The organism is Bifidobacterium dentium JCM 1195 = DSM 20436 (assembly GCF_001042595.1).
In the GTDB taxonomy this organism is placed as follows: Bacteria; Actinomycetota; Actinomycetes; order Actinomycetales; family Bifidobacteriaceae; genus Bifidobacterium; species Bifidobacterium dentium.
Genome location: NZ_AP012326.1, coordinates 1732423 through 1748824, shown reverse-complemented (window position 1 = coordinate 1748824; position 16402 = coordinate 1732423). Strand labels below are relative to the sequence as shown.

At 59.9% G+C, this 16402-nt stretch carries 13 protein-coding genes; 8 read left to right on the top strand and 5 right to left on the bottom strand.

Annotation, left to right across the window (positions count from 1 at the left end):
* Positions 1-7 precede the first annotated feature (7 nt).
* Positions 8-4111 (bottom strand): DUF3418 domain-containing protein, encoded by a 4104-nt coding sequence (locus BBDE_RS07515; protein WP_003839407.1) that lies wholly within the window; start codon positions 4109-4111, stop codon positions 8-10.
* On the bottom strand, positions 4108-4731 hold the full coding sequence (locus BBDE_RS07510; RefSeq protein WP_012902334.1) for a class I SAM-dependent methyltransferase: 624 nt from the start codon (positions 4729-4731) through the stop codon (positions 4108-4110). Before BBDE_RS07510 ends, BBDE_RS07515 begins: the two co-directional genes overlap by 4 nt.
* Before the next feature lie 184 nt (positions 4732-4915).
* Between BBDE_RS07510 and hflX the strand changes: the two genes are divergently transcribed.
* The 3 genes from hflX to BBDE_RS07495 all read left to right on the top strand — a co-directional run bounded on the left by hflX (position 4916) and on the right by BBDE_RS07495 (position 8736).
* Entirely contained in the window at positions 4916-6364 is a 1449-nt protein-coding gene (gene hflX, locus BBDE_RS07505) for a GTPase HflX (RefSeq protein WP_012902333.1), read from the top strand.
* A 198-nt stretch (positions 6365-6562) separates the two neighbouring features.
* Positions 6563-7525 carry an L-lactate dehydrogenase gene (locus BBDE_RS07500; protein WP_003839412.1) on the top strand — a complete coding sequence of 321 codons (963 nt, stop codon included), beginning with the start codon at positions 6563-6565 and terminating at the stop codon, positions 7523-7525.
* A gap of 269 nt (positions 7526-7794) precedes the next feature.
* The gene (locus tag BBDE_RS07495) at positions 7795-8736 is read left to right on the top strand and encodes a cation diffusion facilitator family transporter (RefSeq protein ID WP_033489044.1); all 942 of its coding nucleotides are present in this window, start codon (positions 7795-7797) and stop codon (positions 8734-8736) included.
* Between the two features lie 49 nt (positions 8737-8785).
* Here BBDE_RS07495 and lexA read toward each other — a convergent pair whose 3' ends face one another.
* On the bottom strand, positions 8786-9499 hold the full coding sequence (lexA, locus tag BBDE_RS07490) for a transcriptional repressor LexA (protein ID WP_033489047.1): 714 nt from the start codon (positions 9497-9499) through the stop codon (positions 8786-8788).
* A gap of 150 nt (positions 9500-9649) precedes the next feature.
* Between lexA and BBDE_RS07485 the strand changes: the two genes are divergently transcribed.
* Together BBDE_RS07485 and nrdR are read left to right on the top strand one after the other, a co-directional pair.
* Positions 9650-10048: a LysM peptidoglycan-binding domain-containing protein gene (locus tag BBDE_RS07485; protein ID WP_003839417.1), complete on the top strand. Its 399-nt coding sequence runs from the start codon at positions 9650-9652 to the stop codon at positions 10046-10048.
* 43 nt (positions 10049-10091) lie between these two features.
* A complete protein-coding gene (gene nrdR, locus BBDE_RS07480; RefSeq protein ID WP_033489071.1) occupies positions 10092-10541 on the top strand; it encodes a transcriptional regulator NrdR in 450 nt (149 codons plus the stop codon).
* 88 nt (positions 10542-10629) lie between these two features.
* On the opposite strand, the gene serA is transcribed toward nrdR, so the two are convergent.
* Entirely contained in the window at positions 10630-11829 is a 1200-nt protein-coding gene (serA, locus tag BBDE_RS07475) for a phosphoglycerate dehydrogenase (RefSeq protein ID WP_003839422.1), read from the bottom strand.
* A gap of 10 nt (positions 11830-11839) precedes the next feature.
* On the bottom strand, positions 11840-14119 hold the full coding sequence (locus BBDE_RS07470; RefSeq protein WP_003839424.1) for a HelD family protein: 2280 nt from the start codon (positions 14117-14119) through the stop codon (positions 11840-11842).
* Positions 14120-14425: 306 nt separating this feature from the next.
* Here BBDE_RS07470 and mraZ point away from each other — a divergent pair, with 306 nt between their 5' ends.
* Genes mraZ through BBDE_RS07455 form a run of 3 tightly spaced genes read left to right on the top strand, consistent with a single transcriptional unit; the run spans position 14426 to position 16378 of the window.
* Positions 14426-14890 (top strand): division/cell wall cluster transcriptional repressor MraZ, encoded by a 465-nt coding sequence (mraZ, locus tag BBDE_RS07465; protein WP_370622782.1) that lies wholly within the window; start codon positions 14426-14428, stop codon positions 14888-14890.
* Positions 14890-15921: a 16S rRNA (cytosine(1402)-N(4))-methyltransferase RsmH gene (gene rsmH / locus BBDE_RS07460; protein ID WP_003839427.1), complete on the top strand. Its 1032-nt coding sequence runs from the start codon at positions 14890-14892 to the stop codon at positions 15919-15921. Before mraZ ends, rsmH begins: the two co-directional genes overlap by 1 nt.
* A 1-nt stretch (position 15922) precedes the next feature.
* The gene (locus BBDE_RS07455; RefSeq protein WP_003839428.1) at positions 15923-16378 is read left to right on the top strand and encodes a hypothetical protein; all 456 of its coding nucleotides are present in this window, start codon (positions 15923-15925) and stop codon (positions 16376-16378) included.
* Positions 16379-16402 lie beyond the last annotated feature (24 nt).

Here is a 16402-nt window from a genome sequence, read left to right as displayed (position 1 = left end):
CAATCGGTCAGTTGAGCGCCTTCTTGATGCGTTGCAGACTGATCGGCTTTGGGGTGCCGAGTTCCTGCGCCCAGAGGGACACGTAGAATTCCTCGAGCATCCAGCGTACGGTTTCGGCCTGTTTCATGAGCGTTTCATGGCGTGGACCGGCCGGTTCGCGTTGGGCTTTCGCCATGGTTTTGTCGACGAGCTGTTTAGCTTCGTCGGCTTCCCATGCCCAGCGCACGTCGCGGTTCTTGTCGTTTTTCGCCTTGGCGAGGCGCAACAGGTCGGCGTGCAGGTATCGTTCGATGGACGGCAATGCTTCTGGTGGAGTCTTGCCGATGAAGCCGGGGAAGACGAGCGTGGCGATGTGCTCGCGGATCGACTGCAGTACGCTCAGCAGGGGCAGGTCGGCCTTGCCGGACACGGCTTTGTCGACTTCCGCATAGCGTTTCAGTATGGCGATCACGTCGTGTGCCACCGCGTACACGGTGTCTTCGTACACTTCGCGTACATCGAGCACCGCGTTTGCCAACGCCTCGTCATCAGGCAGTTCGTCGACCTTCGGCAACAGGCGCTTGACGGCGGCCAGCTGCAGGTCTTCGGTGAGTTCCTTCGTGGACTTGTAGGGGGCGGAGGCGAGCATGAGCGCTTCCGTGCCGAGCCAGCGTGAGGAGATGCGTTCTCCGGGTAGCCGCAGTGCGTCAAGCGCGCCTTGCCAGAGCATGGTGGCGCGTGCTTCGGTGGTGGCGCCCGCTTTGTGCAGCAGGTTCGCTTTCTGCACCAGCTTGCCTTGGTTCCCTGCCGTTTCCGCCTGCCTTTTGACCATCTGCCGGGCGGAAGCCTCGGCCTGTTCGGCAAATGTGCGTTGCAGTTCAACCAGCGATTTGCCGGTGCCGAGTACCTTGACCGGTCCCCGTGCGTGGCGTCTGCCGTGCTGCTGCTTGCGATTGGCCGGCAGTTGCTGTTCCACGGCGAAGGTCATGCGCAGGTATGGCGTGAGCTTGTTCCATAGTTCGCCGGTGAGCACTTCCGGGTGGATCTGCGCGCCGACGATGTCGATGGCGGCCTGCGTGAACACGTGAGGCAGATCCGGCCACACAGCCACGCCATCCGCGTCACCCGGTGGAAGATTCGGCCTCTGCTGGCTTCCGGAGCCGGGCAGATCCGGATACCGCTCGTCGATCCATGCGCGGATCTTACGTGCCGTGTCCGGGGCGGGCACGAATTGCACGCGCAACGTTTTCGGCAGTGATTTGATCATGCCGACGATGAGCTCGTCCAGCAAGCCGGGCACATTCCACGAAAACTGTTCCGGCGTCAGTCGAGAGAGCGCCTTCAATGGAATGTGCACGGTTACGCCGTCGTTCGGATCATGCGGATCGTACACGTAGCTCAACCGCAGGTCGATGGGTGAGCCGTCCGTACCGAGCGTATGCCAATGGTCGGGGTAGTCGGACAACGATACCGAATCGGCATCGGCGAGACGTTCGACCTTCTCCGGATCGAAATCCAACAAGTCAGGCCGTTCGTCATGCTTCGTCTTCCACCATTTCGCCAAATCGGCGACGTTCGTGACGGTGTTGGGAATGATGGCGTTGTAGAAATCGAACAGATCCTCGTCACTGACCGTCTGCGCCATCTGACGGGTGCGGCTCGCGTCGTCGGCGGCCTCTTCGAGGATGTCGCGGTTCTTCGTGACGAAATCGTCGTAGGGGAAGCGCTGCTGGATGTCGCCCTCCACCAAACCCTGACGAATCAGGAAATCGCGGGCCTCCAACGGATTGATGCGGCCCCATTGCACGGTACGGTCCTGTACGATCGGCAGACCGTACAATAGCACCTTCGCACTCGCCACTGCGGAACCACGAGAACCCGACCAGTGCGGGTCGGCGTATGTGGTGCGCGTCAGCGATCCGGCCAGAGGTTCCGCCCACGCCGGATCGATTTCGGCGGAATAGCGAGCCCACAGGCGGCTTGTCTCCACTAGTTCGGTGCTCATCACCCATGGCGGGGTGCTTTTGGCTACTGCCGAAGCCGGGAACAGCGCGAACCGTGTGCCACGTGCGCCCTGATAGTCGTTCTTCGCCATCTTCTGCGCACGCTTCATGGCACGAGCGCGCGCAGTCCCCTTGAGTCCGGCAAAATCGGAGGCCTTCGGTTCGCGTACGATCTGCATACCCATCATGGACAGCAGGCCGGAAAGCATGGACGTGTGGATGCCCTGCGCATCCCACGAACAGCACAGCGCATGCGCCGCCTGCTGGTTCATCGGCAACTGGCGGATCCCCAAGTCCGGCCGGGATACCGGAATCGGCTCGCCGACCTTGAACCTGAACTCCTTGCACATCTCGCGCAGCTGCGTGACCAGATCCTTCCACTGGCGCATGCGCAGAAAACTCAGATACTCGGCTTTGCAGATACGACGCAACGCGGAATTGCTCGGATCGCCATCCGCCTGGAACACGCGGTCCCACAGATTCAACGCGGTCACAAAGTCGCTGGAGGCGTCCGCATAGCGGTTGTGGATGCGGTCGGCCTCCTCGCGGTTCTCATCCGGACGTTCGCGCGGATCCTGCAAACTCAGGAACGCGACCACCACCAGCACTGCGGCCAGTGTGTTCGGCGTGGTCGACTTCGCGGCCTCGATGATCATACGACCCAAACGCACGTCAATCGGAATGCGCGCCAGCTGGCGACCGGTATGCGTCAGCACCACCTCGCCATGCTTGCGGGCGATGGCCTTCAACTCGGTCAGTTCGTTGAAACCATCGGACACGGCCTTCATATCCGGCGGATCGATGAAACCGAACTCCGTCACATCCTGTGCGGTACGTGCCACACCCACCGACAGCATGTGCAGCACGACCGCGCCCAGCGACGTGCGTAGGATTTCCGGCTCCGTGAACTCCGGCCGGGTCTCGAAATCCTCACGCGAATACAGACGGATTGCGATACCGTCGGCGATACGACCGCAACGACCCGAACGCTGGTTCGCGCTCGCCTGGCTGATCGGCTCGATCGGCAGCCGCTGCACCTTCGCCGTCTTCGAATAGCGGGAGATGCGGGCCGTACCCGGGTCGACCACATAGCGGATGCCCGGTACGGTCAACGACGTTTCGGCCACATTCGTGGCGATTACGATGCGCTGGTGCTCGTGCGGTTCGAATACTTTGTGCTGCTCCTTGGAGGAAAGTCGCGCAAACAGCGGTACGATCTCGATTGCGTCGGGCCTGCGCATATCCGCCGCGCGTGGACCGTAATGGTGGCGGAGCGCGTTCTCGAACTCATGGATATCGCGCTCTCCGGAGGCGAATACGAGAATATCTCGGGCCCCGCGGTCATGGCTGGAATGGATCACCAGCTCCGCGCAGGCACATGCCACGGCGGTCGGCATGTCGATATTCACGTCGCGGCCCGAATCCTTTGCGTCCGGAGCGGCGGACAACGCCTCGTAATCGGAGTCGCCCGGCATCGCGCCGGTTTCGAAACCCGGCACGGAGCGCATCAGCGCAGGCGCGGTGCCAAGCGGCTCGTACACGATCTGCACGGGGTAGGTACGGCCCGACACCTCAATGACCGGTACCTTCGTATGCAGAGCATGCTCGAAATGCTCCTGGAACTTCACCGAATCGATCGTCGCCGACGTGATGATGAGCTTCAGATCGCGACGCTTCGGCAGCAACGCCGTCAGATAGCCGAGCAGAAAGTCGATGTTGAGACTGCGCTCATGCGCCTCATCGATCACGATCGTGTCGTACTGCATCAGCTTCGGATCACGTTGGATCTGCGCCAGCAGAATGCCGTCCGTCACCACGCGAAGACGCGTCTTCGGCGAACTCTCGTCGGTGAACCGCACCTGATAGCCGACTTCGTCGCCCAAACGCACACCCATTTCGGAGGCGATGCGCTCGGCCACGGTACGGGCGGCCAACCTGCGCGGCTGCGTATGCACGATCTGCCGTCCATGGGATCCACGGCCCAATTCCAACAGGATCTTCGGCAACTGCGTGGTCTTACCGGAACCCGTCTGACCGGAGACGATCACCACTTGACTCGACGTGACGGCTTCGGCAATATCGCCACGTGCCGCGGAAACCGGCAGTTGGGAAGGATATTCGAATTTCATGCCTTCATGACCTCGATGACGCGGAAGCCCTTGGCGCTCGCATACTTGCTCACTTCATATCCGTCGCCAAGTTGCGTGGCAAGCCACGGAATCAACGAATCGGAGCCCAGATTCTTCTGCACTACCAGATATGCGGCACCGCCCGTATTCAATCGCGGAAGCCACGCCATCAGCAGCTCGTGCAAGGCCTCCTTGCCAATGCGGATCGGTGGATTCGACCAGATCAGATCGAAGGTGAGGTCGTGCGGAATCTCGTCCGCCGTAACTGCATGAATGGTGCCGATGCCATTGATCTCGGCATTGCGCTTCGTCAACTCCAACGCACGTTCGTTCACGTCCAGCGCCCACACGTCGGCCTTCGGCGATTCGAGCGCCATCGTCAATGCGATTGGCCCCCAGCCGCAGCCCAAATCAAGGAATGTGCCCTCCTGCGCAGGCTCCGGCACCCTCTTCAACAGCACGGAAGTGCCAAGATCCAATCGATTGCCGGAAAACACGCCGTTGGAGACCTCCACATCCGCCGTATGGTCGCGAAGCATGATGTGCAGCCTTCTGCGTACGTCCTCCGACGTCGGTTCCGCAGCGAAGTACTGCTCCGCCTTGCCGCCATGTCCGCCCATATTCGTATTCGTCATGCCACTTCCCATCCGTTACATGCGGTCCCGAGGCCATGTCCGCCCTATCGCGAATGCCGTCGGTTCATGTCTCTACACAATGATGATAATAGGAGGCATCATAGTTTAACCGTGAGAGGTGCCATTGACCCAGGAGATCGAAATCGAGCAGAAAACGGACGAGCCCACCATGGGCGGCGTGCTCGCCGACCAGTCGGAAGTGCTGCTCGACACCGGCGACGGGGGGCGTTTCCACGAATCCCACGATGAACAATGGCAGGAGCGTGAATCCCGCAATGCGCTGAAGCATGTGGCGGGTCTCGGCGAGAAGCAGGACGTCACCGAAGTCGAATACCGTAAGGTACGACTCGAGCGCGTGGTGCTCGTCGGCGTATGGTCTTCCCGTGAAACCACCCAGGCCGCGGCCGAGGAATCATTGCGAGAGCTGGCCGCACTCGCCGAGACTGCGGGCGCCGTGGTGTGCGACGGGTTGCTTCAGCATCGTATCAAGCCGGACGCGGCCACCTATGTCGGTTCCGGTAAGGCACGCGAACTGGCGGGTATCGTGGCGCAGGAGGATGCCGACACCATCGTGGTGGATGACGATCTGCCGCCAAGCCAACGTCGAGCCCTCGAAGACGCCACCAAGGTGAAGGTGGTCGACCGTACCGCCGTGATTCTCGACATCTTCGCCCAACATGCCACCTCCCGTGAGGGCAAGGCGCAGGTTGAACTGGCTCAGCTTGAATACATGCTGCCGCGACTGCGTGGTTGGGGCGGATCGTTGTCCCGTCAGGCCGGAGGCCGTGCGGCGGGCGCCGATGCGGGCATCGGCTCGCGAGGTCCGGGCGAGACGAAAATCGAGATGGATCGTCGTGTGATCCGCAGTCGCATCGCCAAGCTGCGTCGTCAGATCGCCGAAATGGCCCCCGCACGTGAGGTCAAGCGTGGCTCCCGACGACGTTTCGGACTGCCGACGGTTGCCGTGGTCGGCTATACCAACGCCGGCAAATCATCGCTGACCAACCGCCTGACCGGTTCCGCCGAGCTGGTGGAGAACGCCTTGTTCGCCACGCTTGATACCGCGGTGCGTCGTGCGCGTGCGAAGGACGGTCGTCTGTACGCATACGTCGACACCGTCGGATTCGTGCGCCGTCTGCCCACGCAACTGATCGAAGCGTTCAAGTCCACGCTGGAGGAGGTCGCCGAAGCCGATCTGATCGTGCATGTGGTCGACGGTTCCCATCCCGACCCGTTCTCGCAGATAGATGCGGTGAACGACGTGCTCGCCGATATCGATGGCGTGGGAGCCATTCCGACCATAGTGGCGTTCAACAAATCAGATCTTATGGGTGAAGCGGTTCGTGAACGCATCGAGGCCCTGATGCCCGACGCGTACGTTGTTTCCGCATATTCGGGCGAGGGCGTGGACGAACTGCGCACCGGAATCGAATCCATGCTGCCGACCCCGAACGTGCATGTGGAGGCGTTGCTGCCATATTCCGCCGGATCGCTGGTGTCACGCGTCCGCGAATACGGCAAGGTGCTTGCCGTCGAATATCGCGACGACGGCATGATGCTCCGGGCGGAGGTCGATGACCATCTGGCGGCGCGGATAGTTGAACAGGCCATTGCCTGAATGCCTTTCGATGTATCCAGGGTGAGTGCCCGCCATGTTTGTGAGCGCTCACATCAAGTGTGGCGCAAATCACGTTTCAGCCATGTCAGGGCGTGCTACACAAGCCTGAAACGTCATGCTGTGTGGATACAGTAAAAGTGTTATTGAAGATGAAGCCCGTCACCAACGGGACATTCGTTGCCAAAGAGAGGTAAGCACATGGTGGATTCACCAATCAAGCCCACAAAGCTCGCTATCATCGGTGCCGGCGCAGTCGGCTCCACTCTCGCCTTCGCCGCCGCCCAGCGCGGTGTCGCCCGTGAGATCGTGCTCGAAGACATCGCCAAGGAACGTGTCGAGGCCGAAGTGCTCGACATGCAGCACGGCTCCAGCTTCTATCCGACCGTGTCCATCGCAGGCGGCGACGATCCGGAAATCTGCCGTGACGCGGACATGATCGTCATCACCGCAGGTCCGCGCCAGAAGCCGGGCCAGTCCCGTCTCGAGCTCGTCGGTGCCACCATCAACATCCTCAAGGCCATCATCCCGGGTCTCGTGAAGGTCGCCCCGAACGCCATCTTCATGCTCATCACCAACCCGGTCGACATCGCCACCCATGTCGCCCAGAAGATTTCCGGTCTGCCGAAGAACCAGGTCTTCGGTTCCGGCACCAACCTCGATTCCGCACGTCTGCGTTTCCTGATCGCCCAGCAGACCGGCGTCAACGTCAAGAACGTCCACGCATACATCGCCGGCGAACATGGTGATTCCGAAGTCCCGTTGTGGGCTTCCGCCACCATCGGCGGCGTTCCGATGTGCGACTGGACTCCGCTCCCGGGCCACGATCCGCTCGACGCTGACAAGCGCGAAGAAATCCATCAGGAAGTCAAGAACGCCGCCTACAAGATCATCAACGGCAAGGGCGCAACCAACTACGCCATCGGCATGTCCGGCGTCGACATCATCGAAGCCGTCATGCGCGACTCCAACCGCATTCTCCCCGTCTCTTCCATGCTCGAGGATTTCCACGGCATCTCCGATGTCTGCATGTCCGTCCCGACCCTGCTCAACCGCTCCGGCGTCAACACCGCCATCAACACCCCGGTGTCCGATCGCGAGCTCGCAGCCCTCAAGCGTTCCGCAGAGACGTTGAAGGAAACCGCCGCCCAGTTCGGCTTCTGATACCAAACGCGGTAACGGAGTGCCAGTTGCGCTGCTCGAAACTTGACGTACCTTCGTATGTCTTCGTTCCGGGCGTCGTACCGGCACACATGGTACCGCGTTCTGTATGTCTTGACATCAAGTTGCGAAATAGGTATTGTGCAACTTGAAAACAAAGGAAACCCCAGCCTTCGGGCTGGGGTTTCCGCGTTTGAGCACGAATGAAAATGGTATTGAGAAGCGATTTCAGTTCGTCTCTCGATGGAACCGAGCGATGGGAATGACACCATATGGCACATGATCATGCGCATGTACATGAAATGACGGCAAATGGGGGAGAGGAACACCAGAAACGACTCATGCTGTCGCTAGGGCTCACCGCAACGGTGTTCTTGGCGGAAGTCGTCAGCGCCGTCATCACCGGATCGCTTGCCCTGCTGGTGGATGCCGGTCATATGCTCACCGACATGTCGGTGTTGGTGGCCTCCACGATCACCGCGATGCTCATGCAACGGGAGCCTAACAGCAAACGAACCTGGGGATGGGCTCGACTTGAAGTGCTCACCGCCGCCGTTGGCGCGTTGATCCTGCTACTGGTCGGCATATATGCGTTGGTGGAGGCCGGCATGAGACTGTTCGGCGGCGCCGCCGATGAGATTTCGGATGTGCGGCTGCTGCTGTTCATGGGTGTTCTCGGCCTGGCGGCGAATGTCGGATCCATCTTCATTCTCGCCTCGCAGAGCGAAGACAACATGAACATGAAGGCCGCGTTCCTCGAAGTGATGAACGATGCCTTGGGCTCCGTGGCCGTAATCGTTTCGGCCATTGTGCTCATCTGCACCGGGTGGACGGGCTTCGACGCCGTAGCCGGCGGCATCATCGCGTTGATGATGATTCCACGTGCGCTTAAACTCCTAGGCAACGCGGCACGTGTGTTGCTGGAGGAGACCCCGAAGGGGCTGGATCTCGATGAGGTGCGCATGCATCTGGAGCAGGTTCCCCATGTGGTCGCCGTACATGACTTGCATGCCAGCACCGTGTCAACGGGCATGCCAATCCTCATGGCGCATGTAGTGGTGGAGCAAGGCCTCACCATGGAGGATTCGGCACGAATCCTTTCACAGCTTCAGGACTGCCTGCGGGAACATTTCCCTGTTTCGATACCCCATACCACCTTCCAGCTTGAACCGGAAGGATACAGTTCCGCAAGTCGTCCGCAGATGCACTCCTGATACGGCGGGTGAGTCGACTGCCGTATCAGGATGGTCGGGGATGATGGACTCAGATCTTACGAAGAACGGTGACGACTTTGCCCATGATTTCGGCATGTGTGCCGTCAATGGGTGAGTAGGCCGGATTGTGCGGGATAAGCCACACGTGGCCATGGTCTTTGCGGAAAGTCTTGACCGTGGCCTCGTCATCAAGCAGGGCGGCGACGATATCACCGTTTTCCGCAGTGTGCTGCTCACGCACCACCACAAAATCGCCGTCACAGATCGCGGCGTCGATCATGGAGTCGCCATGCACCTCCAACATGAACAGATTTCCGGTTCCGGTCAGCCGTTCGGGCAGACGCATGACATCGTCGATATGTTGTTCGGCGGTAATCGGCACGCCTGCGGCGATACGCCCCACCAGTGGCACATCGTGGGAGGCCATGATGGACTCGCTGGAATCCACGCCGGTGGGGAACGGAATGACTTCGGCGACCCCGTTGCCGGAGGCAGGCCCCTCGAGATCGACGACTTCGATGGCGCGTCCCTTGTTGGCGCTCATGCGGATAAAGCCTTTTTCCTCCAATACCTGCAGTTGGTGCTTGACCGAGGATGGACTTTTCAGACCTGCGGCCTCGCCGATCTCTCGAAACGAAGGGGCGAAACCACGCTGGGCAAGATGCGTTTTGATGGCGTCCAGCACCTTGCGCTGACGCTCGGTGAGCGCATTGGCATCAGGGTGCGATTCACCTTGTTTGGGAGTGAATGGGACGGTGCTCACGGTGTGCTCCTTTCGATCCAATCACCAGCATATCGCGAAACGCCGCGAAAATCAAACATCTGTTCGATGTGTGGTTGCGCTTTTCGAACGTATGTGCCATAATGTAGAACACATGTTCGATAGAACAAGTGTTCGAAAGGAGTGGCTGCGATGAACGGTATGCGGGATGCGTCGGCGACGGCTCGGGCGATGCATGCGGCGAATGGTTCGACAGTGTTCCATGCGAAGTCGCATAAGGGAACGAAGTCACATCGGGAATGGTGGAAATTCCTATCGGACCGTATCGTTACCGTGGCGTTGCTGGCCGGACTGATGTGGTGCCTATATGGGGTGATTCGTCCGGCCCGGGCGGAATCCGCAACCGGTGCGACTCCCGTGGTCGTGTACACGGTGCAGCCCGGGGATACGCTGTGGGACTATGCCTCGAGCATCACTCCAGCGGGCGACGACGTGAATGAAACCGTCGATACGCTTGTCCGGCTCAATAATCTTGATTCCGTATCTCTGCAGGCGGGGCAACGGTTGCTGGTTCCGAGTCAGAGTTCGTGAGGGGGTTTGGGCTAATTCAATGGTTCAGGCTATTGTGGAGACCATGCATTGCCCGTTTTGCCAGAACCCAGATACGAAGGTGGTCGATACCCGCATCAGCGAGGACGGTCACTCCATTCGCCGCAGGCGCGAATGCCCGAAATGCGCTAAACGTTTCACGACGGTGGAAACCACCATGCTGCTGGTGGTCAAGCGTTCCGGAAACGTCGAACAATTCGATCGCAACAAGGTAATTTCCGGCGTACGGAAAGCATGCCAGGGCCGTCCGATCAATGAAGACGACTTGAAAATGCTCGGACAACGCGTGGAGGAGGACCTGCGGTCACGAGGACTTGCACAAGTCAAGTCCGATGAGGTGGGCAAGGCCATTTTGAAGCCGTTGCGTGATCTGGATATGGTGGCCTACATGCGTTTCGCAAGCGTATACCAAAATTTTGAGAATCTTGAAGACTTCCAACATGCCATTGACGAACTCAAGGGCGATATGAAATAGGCGGAACTGGCGTCATACATGCAAAAGGGGTTCTTCAACCATAGGTTGAAGAACCCCTTTTGCATGCGTTTGCGCGAGGTGGAGGGCGTCAACTGATGACGCGCATGCGAATCGTACCCTCGATGGCAGCCAGCGCATCCAATGCGTTCTGATCCGGACGCTGCGCCACATCGGTGACCACATAGCCAAGCTCGCCTTCGGTGCCCAACGACTGTGCGGCGATGTTGATGTTGTCTTCGCCCAAAACACGATTCACGTGGGCGAGCACACCGGGAAGGTTGGCATGCAGGTGTGCGATGCGGCAAGTGCTGCGGATGTCGGACAGTGTGATCTGCGGCATGTTGACGGACAGCATCGTCGAACCCTTGAACCAATAATCCTCAAGCCGTTGCGCCACGAAGTGTCCGATCGATTTCTGGGCCTCCAGCGTGGATCCGCCAATATGCGGCGTCAGAATCATATTGTCCTCATCGGCCAACGGCGTGGTGAACGCATCGCCGGTCTTCTTGGGCTCGACGGGGAATACGTCCACGGCCGCGCCGGAAAGATGCCCGGAATCAAGATGCCGTTTCAGCGAGTCAAGGTCGGCGACGAAGCCGCGGGACAGGTTGATGAAAATTGCATCCTGCTTCATGTGGGCAAACTGGTCGTCACCGAAAAAGCCGATGTTCGACTTGCGCCCATCGACATGCAAGGTGACCACGTCGGACTGTTCCAGCAGTTCATTGAGCGTGCCGCAACGATGGGCATTGCCCATGGCGAGCTTCTCTTCGATGTCGTAGAACACCACACGCATACCGAGAGCCTCGGCGATGACGGAAAGCTGGGAGCCGATATTGCCATAACCGATGATGCCCAACGTCTTGCCGCGTACCTCATGTGAGCCGGATGCGGATTTGTCCCACATGCCATGCTTCATATGGTGGGTATGCGCCGGGATGCGACGCATCAGGCAGATGATGTCCCCGATGACCAGTTCCACCACTGAGCGGGTGTTCGAATATGGCGCATTGAATACGGCGATGCCGCGTTTGCCGGCATATCCGAGGTCGACCTGATTGGTGCCGATGCAGAAGCAGCCGACGGCGGTCAACGTCGGACGGGCGTCGATGACCTTGCGCGTCACGTTGGTCTTGGAACGGACACCAAGCAGATCCACTCCTTCAAGTGCTTCGATGAGCTCATCCTCGCTCAGCGCGCCCTTGAGGCACTCCACTTCGAAACCGTGCTCACGCAGCGATTGCGCGGCGTCGGGATGAATGTTTTCCAATAGCAATGCTTTAGGCATGGATACCACCTTATAGCGTGAGTAGTTTTTCGTCGTCGTTTGTCCGCACTATAAGCAGTCGTTGCGTGGGCCTGGTCATGGCGACATACAGATCGGAGGCCGCCACGATGCGTGAAGGGGCATCCTCTTCGATACGGCCGGGTTGCACCACCATGACCGCGTCATATTCCAGACCCTTGACGGTCCGTGTGGAGCATATCGTGACCTGTTCATCCCAGGAACTCTGCGAGCTCAGGCGCTCGAACTCCTTGGGAGCCAAGGTCTGACGCAGTTCCGCGTAGACCCTGGCCCGAAGGGAGGCAAGCAGGGCATCGGGAGCGATGATGGCCACACGGCCGGTACCATCCGCGCCGACATGGGCGCGCACCAGATCGATGGCCTGATGCGCCACTGCGTCGGCGAGCAGGCTTTCGTCGGTGAGCGTGAGGCGCCTGACGGAATCCGCAACGCCGCGTACGGCGTTGACGGTGGAGATGTACAGTCCTTCCGCCGAGGCGAAGTCGCAGGCCAGTTGCGAGACTTCCTTCGGATTGCGGTAGTTGATGGTCAGCTCGTTGAGCGACCAGTTATGCGGTCCGAACAGCGGGTCCATCATGCGTCGCCAGGAACGGGTACCGCCCAGGGCCGAAGTCTGGGCGACGTCTCCCACGATGGTGAAGGAGCGGGATGGACAGCGGCGGATCAGCATGCGCCAATCCATGGCGGTGAGCTCCTGCGCCTCATCGACGACGACATGCCCGTAGGTCCATTCACGGTCGGCTCCCGCGCGCTGGGCGGTGAGTTCCGCATCCATGCCGTTGATGTTGTCGACCAGCATTTGCGAAGTGATGATGCCCGATCCGATGCCGGCTTGGGCGAGCGTGTCTTGGGCGAACTGCTCTTCTTCGGCGCGTTTGGCGTCCAGTGCCTTTTGCCTGGCCACGGCCTTGGGGTCTGGGCCGAGCAGTTCCATGGCTTCATCGAGCAGAGGCACGTCGCTGATCGTGAAGGGCGATCCCTTGGGGCGGGTCAGCGTCCTGATGTCGCGTTCCTCGAGCCATGGTGCGAAGCGCCGCAGTTGATCGGGCTTGGCGAATAGCTGGTCCACCAGCCAGGTGCCGGTCATGGGCAGCCAGGCAAGGTTCAGGGTTTTTCGGAGCGCATCGTTCATACGAAGCTGCTGCATCACATCATTGAGCTCCGCCTGCTCGGGGGTGTAGTCGAGTTGTTCCACGTAACGGTTTCGCATGGCGATGAGCATGCTGTGCACGAAGGATTCGCGGGCCTTGTTATGCGGTTGGCGAGTTCTTTTGGCGTCGGTGATGGCCTGTTCCAAGTCGACGCGCAACATGGGACAGGTGAATCCGTTGATGCGGATCGTCGGTAGTTCGGACGGAATGCGTTCGCGTGCGGCCACGGCGTTGGCGATGGCCTTGGCCATGCGACGTTCGCCTTTGAGCTTGGCGGCTCGTGGATCGTCATGACCCGTGGCGATGACTCCCGGAATGAGATCGGCGATGGTGCGACTGACCACACCGGTCTCGCCCAGCGAGGGGAGTACCTGATCGATGTAATGCAGGAATGTCGAACTCGGGCCGATCACCAGCACGCCGGAACGTTCCAATGCGCGTCTGTGCGTGTACAGCAGGTAGGCGGCCCGGTGCAGGGCCACCGCGGTCTTGCCTGTGCCCGGGCCGCCCTGCACCACCACGGCCTGATTGAGATCCGCGCGGATGATGCGGTCCTGCTCCGCTTGGATGGTGGCCACGATATCGGTCATCTTACCGGTTCGTTTGGCGTTGAGCGAGGCCAGCAACGCGCCCTCGCCAGTCAATGTGCCGGCTGAAGAGGCCTGCCCGACCTGGTCGGAATGCACGTCGAGCACCTCATCCTCCACACCGACCACCTCACGGAAATTCAAGGTGATGTGACGACGCATGACGATGTCGCCATGGCTGGAAGGCGTCGCTTCGTAAAACGGGCGGGCCGCTTCGGCGCGCCAATCCGTCAGGATCGGCTCGTGACGTTCGTCGGACAGTCCCAAACGGCCGATATATCGATGTTCGCCCTTGGCGTTATCCAATCTGCCGAACACCAGTCGGTCCTCGACGGCGCGCAACTGGGTGAGGCGATCCTCATACATGGTGGCGAAGGAGTCCCGCTCGGTGCGTTGGGTCGGAGAGCCATGCGAACCGGCTGCGCGCACCGTATCCAGACGGGCGCGGACCTGTGCCCGAAGCGCGTCCAGACGGTCGTATGCGCGGCTGACTGCCTGCTGCTCCTCATGCAGCTGGGCGGAATAACTCGACATGTGGTGATCCCTTCGTGCAAAAACTCAGGCAATCAAATCTACTCCGAGGCTTCTACGAAAACGTGGGGACCGAAACGAATGACGATGAATGGCTGATGAATTCGGGCGGGGACGAATGAATCGAATTGCGGGGAAAAGACATCCGGGTGAGTGTAGTTTTTGTGTTTTGGTGGGGAATTGCGGTGATTCGTGGGGTAAAGTGGTGAATCAGCTGTGGGTGGAGTGTACCCAATGTCGAAAAAAGGAGGTGTGGCCATGGTTCACGACGCTGAATCCGAGCCCGCCTCGAACGATGCCTCCGCATCGATGCACGACATGATGGCCGATTTGCCTCCGCTGTTGCTGGGGACCTACACTCCCAAGATCGACGCCAAAGGACGCATGGCGTTACCTGCGAAATTCCGCAGCCAGCTCGGTCCGGGCATGGTGATGGCACGAGGGCAGGAACGCTGCGTCTATCTGCTGCCGCAGATGGAATTCCGTCGCATCGCCATGCAGATTCAGCGCACTTCGATGGGCAACAAGGCCGCGCGTGAGTACCTGCGTGTGTTCCTATCCGGCGCCGTCGATCAGGATCCGGACAAACAGGGCCGCGTTCTGGTGCCGCAAATGCTTCGCGATTACGCGAATCTCGGCAGCGACATCGTGGTGATCGGCGTGGGAACCCGAGCGGAGATTTGGAACAGGCAGGCATGGGAGGAATATCTGGCCGACAAGGAACAGGGATATTCCGATATTGCCGATGACGTATTACCGGCGGTGGAATTCTGATGACAGATGTGACGACGATTCATCAACCAGTACTGCTACGCGAATGCGTGGATTTGGTCGCACCGGCATTGGCGAAGCCGGGAGCGGTCGCAGTGGATTGCACGCTCGGCCTTGCGGGACATTCCACGGCGTTCCTCAAGGCGAGTCCCGAGGCTCGGCTGATCGGCATCGACCGGGATGTCGAGGCGTTGGCACTCGCCACCAGGCGCATGGAACAGGAAGGGCTGGCGGAACGTTTCATTCCGGTGCATGCCGCCTTCGACGAGTTCGCGCATGTGCTTGAAGATCGAAACATCGACGTGGTGGATGCGGTGTTCATGGATCTGGGCCTTTCCAGCCTGCAGATCGACGAGACGGAACGCGGATTCTCCTATTCCCATGACGCGCCGCTCGACATGCGCATGGACGTGACGCAACCACTGACCGCCAGGCAGGTCCTGTCCGAATATTCGTTCGCCGATCTGGTACGCATCTTCCGCACCTACGGCGAGGAGCGCTTTTCCAAGCAGATCGCACGGGAGATCGTGCGCAGACGTGAGACGGAACCGTTGACCACTTCGGGGCAGCTCAATCGGCTTGTCGACGAAGTGGTGCCGCAGGCCCATCGACCTGCCGGCAATCCAGCCAAGCGCGTGTTCCAAGCGTTGCGTATCGAAGTCAACGGCGAGCTGGACAAACTCGCCGGCACCCTGCCGCAGATCGCCAACCATCTTGCGGTCGGAGGCCGCTTGGTGGTGGAGTCGTACCACTCGTTGGAGGACAAGACGGTGAAAACCTTCATGGCCCAAGGGCTTAAGGCCGATGTTCCAGCGGATATGCCGGTGATTCCTCCCGATATGCAGCCATTCTTTAAGGAACTGACCCGAGGGGCCATCAAGGCCGACGAAACGGAGATTGCCATGAATCCGCGTTCGGCATCCGTCCGATTGAGGGCCGTGGAACTGATCAGACCGATTCCCGATCGATGGCGCAAACGCTTCGATCGGGGTAACGATTACCGCACCATGACAAGACAAGGAAGGAGGGGCTGATATGGAGGCACCACGTACCATCTCATCGAATGCAGCGCCTGCAGGTCGCAGGAACAAAAGCGAGATCGCGGGCACCACCCGTCCCGAATTGCACGTCATCAAGGGGAATCGTACGGATGAATCGCGCGTCAGGCGCGGTTTCGAACAACTCCTCACCTGGACGCGCACGCGCAGAACCCCGTTGCTACATCTGGTCGTCGCCGTGGTGTTCCTGGTGGTATGCCTGCTGGGATCATTGACATTGCGCACCCAGATGGTGCAGAACTCCTTTGAAGCCAATCAGATTGAAACGAACATCACGCGCCTCTCCCAAGACGTCGAAGACGACCAGGCCAAGCTCGACGAGCTTGAAGCATCCCTGCCGGACAAGGCGGAGCAGATGGGCATGGTGCCGCAGAAAGGGGCATTGACCATCGATCTCAACGGATACAAGGCGAGCGGGGACGACGCTCAGTGAAGTTCGTCAGACGCGTCTACGCGA

Excerpts from the sequence above, each read along its gene's own strand:
- hflX (WP_012902333.1), top strand. The coding sequence starts at position 4,916 with ATGGGCGGCGTGCTCGCCGACCAGTCGGAAGTGCTGCTCGACACCGGC.
- BBDE_RS07470 (WP_003839424.1), bottom strand. The coding sequence starts at position 14,119 with ATGTCGAGTTATTCCGCCCAGCTGCATGAGGAGCAGCAGGCAGTCAGC.
- nrdR (WP_033489071.1), top strand. The coding sequence starts at position 10,092 with ATGCATTGCCCGTTTTGCCAGAACCCAGATACGAAGGTGGTCGATACC.
- mraZ (WP_370622782.1), top strand. The coding sequence starts at position 14,426 with ATGCACGACATGATGGCCGATTTGCCTCCGCTGTTGCTGGGGACCTAC.
- BBDE_RS07500 (WP_003839412.1), top strand. The coding sequence starts at position 6,563 with ATGGTGGATTCACCAATCAAGCCCACAAAGCTCGCTATCATCGGTGCC.
- serA (WP_003839422.1), bottom strand. The coding sequence starts at position 11,829 with ATGCCTAAAGCATTGCTATTGGAAAACATTCATCCCGACGCCGCGCAA.
- BBDE_RS07510 (WP_012902334.1), bottom strand. The coding sequence starts at position 4,731 with ATGGGCGGACATGGCGGCAAGGCGGAGCAGTACTTCGCTGCGGAACCG.
- BBDE_RS07485 (WP_003839417.1), top strand. The coding sequence starts at position 9,650 with ATGAACGGTATGCGGGATGCGTCGGCGACGGCTCGGGCGATGCATGCG.
- BBDE_RS07455 (WP_003839428.1), top strand. The coding sequence starts at position 15,923 with ATGGAGGCACCACGTACCATCTCATCGAATGCAGCGCCTGCAGGTCGC.
- rsmH (WP_003839427.1), top strand. The coding sequence starts at position 14,890 with ATGACAGATGTGACGACGATTCATCAACCAGTACTGCTACGCGAATGC.
- BBDE_RS07515 (WP_003839407.1), bottom strand. The coding sequence starts at position 4,111 with ATGAAATTCGAATATCCTTCCCAACTGCCGGTTTCCGCGGCACGTGGC.
- BBDE_RS07495 (WP_033489044.1), top strand. The coding sequence starts at position 7,795 with ATGGCACATGATCATGCGCATGTACATGAAATGACGGCAAATGGGGGA.